The 11,353-nt window shown below is 45.8% G+C and carries 10 protein-coding genes; 8 read left to right on the top strand and 2 right to left on the bottom strand.

Annotated features, from left to right (window positions below):
• The first annotated feature begins 90 nt into the window (after positions 1-90).
• The 7 genes from UQ64_RS26880 (at position 91) to UQ64_RS26850 (ending at position 7,878) form a co-directional block, all read left to right on the top strand.
• Positions 91-984 (top strand): carbohydrate ABC transporter permease, encoded by an 894-nt coding sequence (locus UQ64_RS26880; RefSeq protein ID WP_060626534.1) that lies wholly within the window; start codon positions 91-93, stop codon positions 982-984.
• Positions 981-1,859, top strand: coding sequence for a carbohydrate ABC transporter permease (locus UQ64_RS26875; RefSeq protein WP_060626533.1), 879 nt, complete (start codon positions 981-983; stop codon positions 1,857-1,859). Before UQ64_RS26880 ends, UQ64_RS26875 begins: the two co-directional genes overlap by 4 nt.
• A gap of 52 nt (positions 1,860-1,911) precedes the next feature.
• Positions 1,912-3,297, top strand: coding sequence for an ABC transporter substrate-binding protein (locus UQ64_RS26870; RefSeq protein ID WP_060626532.1), 1,386 nt, complete (start codon positions 1,912-1,914; stop codon positions 3,295-3,297).
• Between the two features lie 133 nt (positions 3,298-3,430).
• Positions 3,431-4,444 carry a LacI family DNA-binding transcriptional regulator gene (locus UQ64_RS26865; RefSeq protein ID WP_060626531.1) on the top strand — a complete coding sequence of 338 codons (1,014 nt, stop codon included), beginning with the start codon at positions 3,431-3,433 and terminating at the stop codon, positions 4,442-4,444.
• 6 nt (positions 4,445-4,450) lie between these two features.
• Positions 4,451-5,464 (top strand): N-acetylglucosamine kinase, encoded by a 1,014-nt coding sequence (locus UQ64_RS26860; RefSeq protein ID WP_060626530.1) that lies wholly within the window; start codon positions 4,451-4,453, stop codon positions 5,462-5,464.
• Positions 5,454-6,758 (top strand): 6-phospho-beta-glucosidase, encoded by a 1,305-nt coding sequence (locus tag UQ64_RS26855; RefSeq protein ID WP_060626529.1) that lies wholly within the window; start codon positions 5,454-5,456, stop codon positions 6,756-6,758. The genes UQ64_RS26860 and UQ64_RS26855 overlap by 11 nt, the downstream gene beginning before the upstream one ends.
• A 22-nt stretch (positions 6,759-6,780) precedes the next feature.
• Positions 6,781-7,878, top strand: coding sequence for a polysaccharide deacetylase family protein (locus tag UQ64_RS26850; protein ID WP_060626528.1), 1,098 nt, complete (start codon positions 6,781-6,783; stop codon positions 7,876-7,878).
• A 182-nt stretch (positions 7,879-8,060) separates the two neighbouring features.
• Here the strand turns inward: UQ64_RS26850 and UQ64_RS26845 are convergent, their stop codons facing one another.
• Positions 8,061-9,404, bottom strand: coding sequence for an aminotransferase-like domain-containing protein (locus UQ64_RS26845; protein ID WP_060626584.1), 1,344 nt, complete (start codon positions 9,402-9,404; stop codon positions 8,061-8,063).
• A 140-nt stretch (positions 9,405-9,544) separates the two neighbouring features.
• Between UQ64_RS26845 and UQ64_RS26840 the strand changes: the two genes are divergently transcribed.
• Entirely contained in the window at positions 9,545-10,483 is a 939-nt protein-coding gene (locus UQ64_RS26840) for a DMT family transporter (protein ID WP_060626527.1), read from the top strand.
• A 94-nt stretch (positions 10,484-10,577) separates the two neighbouring features.
• Here UQ64_RS26840 and UQ64_RS26835 read toward each other — a convergent pair whose 3' ends face one another.
• Complete coding sequence (locus tag UQ64_RS26835; RefSeq protein ID WP_060626526.1) at positions 10,578-11,240, bottom strand: hypothetical protein; 663 nt, start codon at positions 11,238-11,240, stop codon at positions 10,578-10,580.
• Between the last annotated feature and the right edge of the window lie 113 nt (positions 11,241-11,353).

Raw genomic sequence — 11,353 nt, 5'->3', positions numbered from 1 at the left:
TCGATATTCCTATTATTATTGTTATTTAATAGTATTATCATAATTAAAAGTTAAAGCGCTTATACTTTTAAAACGAGAGGTTGGTGTGTCATGATCAATCGCGAGAACAGGCGGCAGACGTTCTTCATGTATTTGTTCATTTCTCCTTGGATTATCGGCTTCCTGGTATTCGCCCTTTATCCTATCTTATCATCGCTTTACTTCAGCTTTACTGATTATGACATCATACACCCGCCTAAGTTTATCGGGCTCGCTAACTACACAGAGATGTTTCATAATGACCTGTTTTGGAAATCGGTGGTTGTCACGCTGAGATATACCTTCATCGGTGTACCTATCCAGCTTGCACTCGGTCTTGGATTTGCGCTATTGCTTCACCAGACCATTCCTCTGCGCGGCTTTTTCCGAACAGCCATGTATTTTCCAAGCATGGTATCCGGCGTGGCCATGTCCCTCCTATGGTACTGGATCTTCAACCCGCAGATCGGGCTCTTCAACTACATCCTTTCCTGGTTCGGTATTCATGGACCGGCTTGGCTGATGAACCCAGACACTGCACTGTATGCCTTGATCATCATGACCTTCTGGACAGCAGGCTCAGGAATGATTTTATTCCTCGCAGGTCTGCAAGGCGTACCGGCTAGCTTGATCGAAGCCGCGAACCTTGACGGTGCTGGACGCTTCAGAATTTTCTTGAACATTACCTTACCGATGATCTCTCCCGTGCTGCTCTTTCAACTAATTATGGGACTGATCGATTCCTTCCAAGTCTTTACCCAAGCTTTTGTCATGACTCAAGGAGGTCCGAATTACTCTACCTGGTTCTATGTCTATAATCTCTACACCAGTGCTTTCAAAGAATATCGTGCCGGTTATTCCTCAGCCTTGGCATGGGTGCTCCTCATCGTAGTTATGCTGTGTACCGCACTAATTATGAAATTGTCTAACCGTTATGTTCACTACGAAGGAGGCGGACGCAAATGAGTACAGTCAGAGCGCTAAGCCCCCAGACTAAAGGAACAAGACGCCGCCGGAAAGCGGAGCCTCTTAAGATTTTCAGCTTTATTACTTTAGTAGTCACAACATTTCTGATGCTGCTTCCTTTGTTCTTCATGGTCTCCACTTCACTTAAGTCTAAACGTGAGATGCTGAAGTTCCCACCCACCTTTTTTCCAGAAAGCTGGCAGTGGAGCAATTACACAGAAATATTTGATACCCTGCAGTTCGGTACGCTTTATAAAAACAGTCTGATTATCGCCGGCTTTAGCGTTGTGGGAACCTTGATTTCTTCGGCGCTGGTTGCCTATGGATTCGCCAGATTCAGAGGTACAGGTAATCAGATGTGGTTCATCCTGCTGCTGAGCACCATGATGTTGCCTTATCCGGCCATTATGATTCCGCAATTTGTACTCTTTTCGCATATGAACTGGATCGATACCTTTTTACCCTTGATCGTGCCTGCTTTCTTCGGCTCAGCCTATAATATTTTCCTACTGCGTCAATTCTTCTCCACATTGCCAGAAGAGCTGTTTGATGCCGGACGCATTGATGGCTGTGGTGAAATACGGATGTGGGCTACCATAGCTCTGCCACTCTCCAAACCTGCACTTGCAACTGTGGCCATCTTTGCCTTCATCTACAACTGGAACGATTTACTGACGCCGGTGCTTTACTTAAGCTCATCTGATAAGTTCACACTTCCAGTCGGTATGTCCTCCCTTACCTCTTCACGGTTTCGCATTCCGCCTTGGCATCTGCTAATGGTTGCGTCCGTACTTGCTATGGTTCCTATCGTTACGCTATTTGCTGTAGCTCAGAAGCAATTTGTTGAAGGTATTGTACTTACGGGAATCAAGTAATAATCCGCCACTAGGCGGCCAAATATAGTTCAAATCAGGGAGGGTTTAGCTTATGAACAAGAACAGGAAAACCATTGCGTGTTTACTCGCAACAACCATGCTCGTTGTTCTGGCATTATCAGGCTGCAGCGGAGGTAAATCAGCAGGTAACACGCTATCGGAGGAAAATGGCAGCTCTACTAATGCCGGAGGCAAAGCGGAAACGGTAACGATTACCCATTACACGATTGATTCAGAAGACCGCACATTTGTTGAAAAGTTAATCCCTGATTTCGAGAAACAACATCCTAATATTAAAGTCAAAGTGGAAAAAGCACCTTATGAACAGTTCGATAGCAAGCTGCAAACACTAATTGCTGGAGGTAAATCGCCCGATGTGACAAGTCACTGGGGGTATGGCGGCTTCGCAGAATACTATAACAAGGGTATGCTACTCGATATGACCGACCTTATGAAAGAGGATGGTTTCAAGGCAGAGGATTACAACATCCCAGAGAATTTGATGAACATCTACAAGGTTAAAGACCATACCTATGGCATCCCAGTTAATATGTATGTCACCTTGATGCTTTATAACAAAGACATGTTTGACGCTGCCAGCCTGCCTTACCCAACAAGCGACTATGAAGATAAAAGTTGGACCTTTGACAAAATGGTAGAGAATGCCAAAAAGATGACACTGGTATCCGATGATATTGCCAAGACACAATACGGCGTAGACTTTACCTGGTCTGAACGGGATATGCGGCCGTTATACTTTGGAGCTGAGCCTTATTCAGAGGATACATGGACCAATGGCGGTGTGCCATCCGAGACCTATTTTGACTCCCCAGAGGTAATCGCCGCATACAACAAGCTGTTCGATCTCGTCTTCAAAGATAAAGTATCTCCATCCACCGAATGGAGTAAAAGCGTAGCCGGTCAGAACGGCGATCCCTTTGTTGCAGGTAAAATCGGTATGTCCATCGGAGGCTCATGGAACCTCGCAGGCGCTAATGACTTCCCATTCAAGATCGGCGTTGCTGCTGTACCGTGGGGTGGAAATGACAAGGTACGGAGTACTCTGTATGTTGACCCGCTGCTAATCTTGAAAGACTCCAAGCATCCAAAGGAAGCTCTCCAATGGATTAAATACCTGATTACAACCGAAGTGCAAGAGAAATCCATTGACCTGAGCGGCGGTAACCCACCGATCAATACAGAAGCTGCGGAAGCCTACTATAAACATTTTGACGGTATCGATCCGCAAGATATCAAGAATGTCTACGAGGGTGCTGTGAACTATGGCTTCGAATCATACAACCATTTGATTACCAACTACTCGCAAATTAATGACATGTTCATTAATGAATTGCAGCCTGTAGAAACTGGACATAAGACTGTGGAAGAAGTGATGACGACGATTCAGAAAAAAGTTACAGAGATCATTCATCGTTAATGTTTGGCAGGTATGCCGTCCCTTTAGGGACGGTATGCCTGTTTGAAATCATACGTTTAGCGGACAGTCTGCCAACCCTGTATACTGAAGGTAGAAAGCAGGATCGGAAAATCTGCCGCGAGGAGAACTAGAGATGAAAGTGAGTATTTTTGATGTAGCTAAAAAATCGGGACTATCCGTCGTAACTGTATCCCGGGTCTTAAATGGAGCCGAATCTGTACGCGAAAAAAATCGTCAGAAGGTGCTGGAGGCCATTAAAGAGCTGGATTACCGCCCCAATGCAGCTGCACGCAGTCTGGCAAGCGGTAAGACGGGAATTATCGGAATTATTGTCACGACCCTGCAGGATTCCTTTTTTGACGCAGTGGTCAAAGAGCTGAATGAAGTCTTAGCAATGCATGGTTATTTTTTGGCCATCTCCATCTCAACAGGCATCGAATCGGATGACAGCCATTATTTAATCCAAGAGGATCGTGTAGACGGTTTGTTTCTACTCTCTCCGATGGAAGAGGATAATTATATTGTGGAATTAAAACGGCGGGGTATCCCTTATGTGCTGATTGATAACCAAAAGCCCGAGAATGACACCTACTCTATCACGATCGACAACTTCAAAGGTGGCTATATGGCTACCAGTCATCTGTTAGCGCTCGGCCATACGTCAATTGCTCATCTGTGTGGACAGGAGATGTTCCGTAGTACGCGGGAGCGGCGTGCCGGATTCCTACAAGCGCTTGAGGAAAAAGGTCTTACTCCATTTGAGATTATACATGGCGATTTCGATATTGGAATGGGATACGAAACCTGCAAACGTTGGCTGAACGAAGGACAGTTACCTACTGCAGTATTCGCTGGCGATGACAATATCGCCCTTGGAGTCATCAACGCTTTAATGGAAGCGGGCATTCGAGTACCCGAACAAGTAGCTGTGATTGGCTATGATGATCATTATATTGCTTCACAGCTCCATCCATATTTAACAACGATCCGTCAGCCTTCGGACAAAATTGGGTTAGCAGCTGCCGATATGCTCTTAAAGCGTATCTCTGGAAAGATGAAGCGCGGAGCTGGAGTAAAGATTGACCCAGAGTTAATTTTACGGGAATCTACTAATTCCAAGGAATTAAATAATATAAACAAGGAGTGACAACCATTGACTTACTACTTGGGGATCGATGGTGGAGGCACCAAAACCTATGCTCTACTAAGCGATGAACATGGCAATGTTCTCGGTAAGGGCAGGAGCGGTAACGGCAACCACCAGACAGGCGCCCTTGAGGCAGCCAACAGCATTCGAGAGGCCACATTCGGAGCGCTAGATGAGGCTGGACTCCGATTGGAGGACATCCAACATACCTATCTTGGGCTTGCCGGTGCTGATCGTGAGGCCGATTATGCCATTCTACATCCAATGATTCGCGAGATTGGTTTCACCAATTACACCATTAATTGTGACACCATGATCGGACTGCGAGCAGGAACGACTCGCCCTTATGGAGTCGCACTAATCTGTGGAACTGGCACCAACACAGCAGGAAGGAACCAGCAGGGAGAGCACTATCAGTGTGGTGGTTTTGACTACATGTATGGTGATTTCGGCGGGGGCGGTGCACTCAACATTGAAGTCTTTCGCTCTGTCATAAGAGCTTGGGATGGACGGGAACAACCAACCCTCTTGACCGGACTTCTACTCAACTTGCTAGGTTATAAGGAAGTTTCAGATATGTTTAATGATTTCCTCGATCACTGGAAACGGGTGCCTGTGCACGCTGCTCGTTTGCTCTTCGAAGCAGCAGCTGAAGGAGATGCTGTAGCCTTAGGGATTCTAAATCGGCAAGGCGTTGAGTTAGGGAAGTCCGCTGCTGCGGTCATCCACAAGCTTGGGATGGAGCAGGATACCTTCGATGTGGTTCTGGCGGGAAGTCTGCTAACCCGTGGGGATCGCGGCTGGATTCGCGGACCTATTGTGAAGGCTGTACAAGCTGCAGCCCCACAAGCAACTGTCGTGACTCTCGCCACAGAGCCTGTAGTAGGTGCTGTCTGGTCCGCGATGGATCAAGGCGGTTTGACCCTTAGTAGTGAAGCGTATGAGAACATGCGGCAATTTCAAGATTATGAATCGATCCAACAAACAAAAAAGGCAGGAGTGATTGATCTTGGCAACTAATCAAGGATTAAAGATCGCAGTTATCGGTGGGGGTTCTTCGTATACACCCGAATTGGTAGAGGGATTTATTCTTCATTACAAGGAGCTTCCTGTTCGTGAACTATGGCTTGTAGACATTGAGCCTGGACTTCGCAAGCTGAATATCGTAGGCAATCTCGCTAAACGTATGGTTGAGAAATCCGGACTTCCTATTGAAGTTCACCTCACTACAGATCGCCGTAAAGCTATCGAAGGCGCAGACTTCGTCAGCACTCAAATGCGTGTCGGCATGCTTGATGCCCGCGCACGTGATGAATCGATTCCTCTTAAATATGGTGTTATTGGTCAAGAAACGACGGGCCCTGGCGGAATGATGAAAGCACTGCGTACGATCCCTGTCATTCTGGATGTGTGCCGTGATATTGAAGAGCTGGCTCCTAACGCATGGCTGCTCAATTTCACCAATCCTGCTGGGATGGTCACTGAGGCTGTTCTGAAATACTCCAAAGTAAAGAGTATCGGTCTCTGTAATGCACCTATCGGCTTGATCAAGCAAGTATCCGCCAAATATAACGTAGCAGCCGATCGTGTTTATGCCGAATTTGTTGGTCTTAATCACTTACACTGGATTACTCGAATTGACGTTGAAGGCGAAGATAAGCTGGATGACATGCTCACAGATGGCTATAGTGCCAAGAACGTGCCAGCTAGAGAGTGGAATCCAGAATTCATACAATCGCTTCGCGCCGTGCCTTCCTACTACTTGAAATATTTCTATATGACAGATGCCATGCTCGAAGAGCAGATGGAATCGTTTAAGCAAGGTATCAACCGTGCGGAAGTCGTGAAACGCGTAGAAGAAGAGCTATTTGAGCTATACGCGAATCTTGAGTTAAGCGAGAAGCCAAAACAGCTAGAACAACGCGGTGGTGCTTTCTATTCAGAAGCAGCCGTTAATCTCATGAGATCGCTCCATAACGGATCAAACGACATCCAGACCTTGAATGTTGCTAATCGTGGCATACTGAATTTCTTGCCAGATGATGCAAGTATTGAAGTTAACTGTGTTGTCACCAAGAATGGACCACTACCTCTACCACTGACTAAGATTCCACCGATGGCTAAAGGACTTATTCATGCTGTCAAAACTTACGAGCAGCTAGCCATTGATGCCGCTGTAACCGGTGATCGCGCGCTTGCCCTTCAGGCAATGGTACATCACCCACTCGTTCCATCTGTAGATGTGGCGGTTCGTATGCTGGATGAAATGCTGGAAGCCAATAAAGAGTTCTTGCCGAACTTTTTTACTAAATAACCATAGAAATGAGGCGTCAAATATGTCAGCTAAAGCGGTTTGGAAAGGCGATGTGAACCAAGCAATCTGCGCGTTTACATTTGATGATGGGCCTTCCCAACTTCCCGTTGAATTATGGCTGGATGTTTTGGAGGAGGAAGGTGCTGTCGGCACCTTTTTCTTCACTGGGGAATGGATGGATCGGTATCCAGAGAAGGCGAGATCGATCCTGTCCCGGGGTCATGTGCTTGCTCCGCATACGTATCATCATCGGCGAATGGCCCAAGTACCAAAAGCGGTATTCTTAGAGCAGTTGAAGCTGACTGAGCTGGCCTATCAGGACGCAACGGGTCTTCCTTCTCCCAATTTCATGCGTTTTCCATACTGCTCCTACCGGGAAGAAAATCTCGATTGGCTGACAGAATGGGGCGATTATCTAGATATTGAAGGCGTTGATTGCGGAGATTGGTCAGGTATTTCTGCAGAAGAGATCGTTGCCAGAGTAGAACCTACGCTTGAAAATGGAGCCATTGTGGTCATGCATAGTAATGATGTTGCAAAGGGTTCACCGGATGCTTTGAGAGCACTTATTCGGATCGCCAAGCAAAGAGGCTTGGAAAGCGTCGGCATACCTGAGATCCTAGGGTCCATTGGCGTAGAAATAAACTACAGACCTTGGAAAATAGTCGTGGACGTTCCAACCGAGTTAGATCATCCCGTGGAAAAATGGGTATCTTTAGAAAATAGTAAGCAGCTTGCCGATCTCGCGACCCAGACTACTGAGTGGAACATTCCGCAATATACACTGCATTTCACTTCTGAAAAGGAGTGGCTGGAGCATCTGGAGAGTCCATTAGAAGAGGTTGGGGTTACAGAAGACCGTGAGTTGTTTACCATACGGCAATTTGATGGCAGCTATTGGGGATATGTACGCGCCGGTGTCGTGGACAATACCCTTGTATTACTAGATTATGCAGCTAAAGAAGCGCAGGCTGATACCTTGGTGTACTTACTTCGCTGGGCTGCGGATACTTCGATCAGACTGGGCTTAACCCGGATCGAGGCTAGGCTGAATATTCGTAAAATGAGCGAGATGTGCAGACAGTTAGGCTGGCAGTCAGAGATTCTAGAAGATCAATAAGTCGGTATAATTCATACCTACTGAATAGATAGTGCGTCTTGTGGTAAAAAAAGCGATCCGTCATCATCAGCGGATCGCTTTTTTGCATTGTAGCTCTGTCATCCATGTCCTATTATATTAGCGGAAGCAATGAGTAATGGTATAGAGGAATATTAAAGGATACCACTTCTATTCCTGCTAATTCAGCGTATTTCTCGAATGACTTGTTCAATGCCAGAGGGAATATCAAGCTCTTTTACACTGGATACATTGAGCTTTAGAATTCTCTCTTTTTTCGCAAAATAGGGAAGGTAACCGCTATCCGCCATCTCCACTCGAATGGATTTTTTTTGCAGTCGTTTGATCATCTGGTCTGTTCTAATGTTATCCGCCAATTTCAGATACGTATGCACGCCTAGCTGGCTAGCAGGATGATAGGAATAATGCTGTTCACTCACTGCGTTTACCTCCCTCTCGATCGAATCATGGAGGAGCATAGATCTTTTTCCGTAGCAGGAACGCATCTTTTTTCGGTGACGCTCGAACATTCCACTTTTCAAATACAACTCCAAGGCAGCTTGGGACAGCATAGAGCTATCTATATCCATCAGTCTTTTGAATCGGTTAAAGGACTCACAGAGCACCTCAGGAAGTACAGCCACACCTACGCGCAGACCCGGGAATATAATCTTGGAGAAGCTTTTTAAATAGATAACGTGTGAAGTATTGTCATAGGCATAAATCGGATCTTGCTTCGCATCCTGCTCCAGATCTGCCATATAGTCATCCTCTACGATATACACATCGTATTTTGCTGCAAGCTGGGCGATCGCCTTCTTCTGATTGCGGGTATAGGAAACACCTAGCGGGTTGTGAAACCGTGGAACGGTATAGAAGAACTTGAACTCCCCCGTTTTAAATAACTGCTCTAATTCATTCAAATCCACCCCATTATCCGAACGCTGTATCCCCTCTGTCTCGATGTCGTAAGTCTTCAAATATTCCATAAACAGTGGGTAACTCGGCTGTTCAATTAGCACACGCTCCCTGCCATTCGGAAAGGGGATTCGAGTTAGAAGTCCAAGCGCCTGCTGCACACCAGAGGTGATAAAAATCTGCTTCGGATCCGCAAATACTTGATAAGAGGCCAGTTGTCGCTGCATTTCACGGATTAGAGACGGCAGCCCCTGCGGTGTTCCATAGATAAACAAATCCTTACGGTACATATCAATCGCTTTATTAATACAATGTTGAAAATCCAGATACGGAAAAATATCCGGGTCCGGTGCAGATGCCGTAAAATCAATCCAGTGCGCCCCCTCCTCTTTTCGCTCCCCACTGCGCTTCATAACATAATATCCACTCTTTGAAGCAGCGTAGATTAAGTGTTTATCCTGAAGGTCTTGGAGTGCACGAATAACCGTGCTCTTATTGCAATCATAACGTAGCGCTAGCTCTCGAATAGAAGGTAACTTGTCGCCCTCACGATATGTATCTTCAGCGATTTGTAATTCCAGATCGTTGATTAACTCCGAATACTTATATATCCCCTTCACCTACCTCCGAGTCTATTTTGTACCAGTACAGATGAACAATAATTACATTGTAGCACAGCTGTTCTAGCCTTAGAATAAGGAGCATAACAGGACCGGTCCTAAATGCGCGCAACACTTTGGAGGTCTTATTGATGAATACATCTTCTACACAAAAAGCGATAGTAGCTGCTGTCTTGAATGCTGTTATTGTCGGGTTTTCTTTTATATTTGTAAAAATGGCTTTATCCGTCTCGGACCCATTCGATACATTAGCTCACCGCTTCACGTTATCTTTCCTTGCCGCTTCATTATTTACTTTTCCAGGGTGGGGGCGGGTGAAGTTCGGAATGTCCAAGGCAGCAGTGGTAATCCCACTTGCTCTACTATACCCATCGTTGTACTTTACACTTCAAGCCTTTGGACTTCTGCATACAACATCTGCTGTAGCGGGCATCATTCAGGCGACTATGCCCATCTTCACCATCATTTTGGCAGCGATGTTCTTGAAGGAAACTACGAGCGGCTTCCAGAAGATCTCCACCTTAATCTCGGTTGCAGGTATCATTCTTATCTTTGCCATTCCGGGTGTGAGTATTTCTTCCTCTAGTCTGTGGGGCGTCTTACTCATCCTAATCTCAGCGCTATCCCTTGCCGGTTATAATGTCGCGGCGCGGAAGTTAACACGTACCTGGAGTCCCAAGGAACTCACATATATGATTACATTATTCGGATTTATATTTTTCAATGGACTATCGATCATTAAGCATGGTTCGGCAGGAACCTTGAATCAATATTTCACACCTTTTCAGGAGCCTAAATTCATATTCTCCATGATCTATCTCGGCGTACTGTCATCCCTCGTGACTTCCTTCCTCTCCAACTACGCTTTATCACGGATGGAGGCTTCACGCGTGAGCATCTTCGGTAGTCTTTCGACGGTTGTCTCTATTCTTGGCGGTGTACTCCTGTTGAATGAACAGCTGGAATGGTACCATTGGACCGGCACGGTGATGATCGTCGCCGGGGTGATCGGAGTAAATTGGCGCAAGAAGGAAAAGCTTCAAGTAAAGGGCGAGATTGGATTGGACTAGATACATTTACGTAGCAAAAAGACACCCCGTGGGGTGCCTTTTTGCTTTTACCTTTTCAATCTCTCTATTCTATATCAAGCTGCGATTATCACTGTTACTTCGACGTTTCTAACGCCTTAATCTTCTCTTTATATTGATCCAACAGCTTAGTTAAAGCTTCCTTAATCACAGTGGAATCTTTGGTTTTAGCCGCACTATTCAGATCCTCTTGGGCTTTGAAGAAGGCTTTATCCGCCTCACTAAGTTCTTGAATTGAAATCGTAGCTTCAGTCGCTTCTACAGTAGGAATTGCAGCTACACCTTTAATTGAAGTAGGGGCAAAACCCTCCATCTTCTGAGCTTCAGGTAATTGGATATCAACGCTGCGACCCGCTTCAATGTAACTCACGGGCAGAGCTTCAGCTGATATAATTTCTTTCGATAATTGAACTCCCTCCACCTGCTCAGAAGGTACAAGCTCGGAAACTGCGGTAATACTAAATCCAGCAGCCTTATAATATTGATCCAAGGTCTTCTTCCAGTCTTCTAGGGTATTAGGTGCGTATGTTTTAGCCAGTTCCAGGGGATCTACCCAATCAAAGCTTATTAAGCTTGCAGAAAGTGATCCACTATTTGCTGGAGTAACCACGGCTGCTACTGTTGTTTTCGCACTTTGATCGTTAGCTCCACTAGCTGCGTTCACTGCAGTCGGTGCGGACAATGCGGACACTAGCAGGGCGGACAATGCTAACTTTTTAAATATCATCTGTTGATTCATAAATACAACACTCCTCGTCGATTTGAATGATCTTACAAGTCCAAGCTTACAAAATGGGTGTGGCATAACATTGGTTAATTTGTGGAAAAACGATGGCAGACCCCTATACCCAC

It is taken from the genome of Paenibacillus etheri (assembly GCF_001012825.1).
In the GTDB taxonomy this organism is placed as follows: domain Bacteria; phylum Bacillota; class Bacilli; order Paenibacillales; family Paenibacillaceae; genus Paenibacillus_AQ; species Paenibacillus_AQ etheri.
This window is presented reverse-complemented; position numbering and strand designations above follow the sequence as displayed.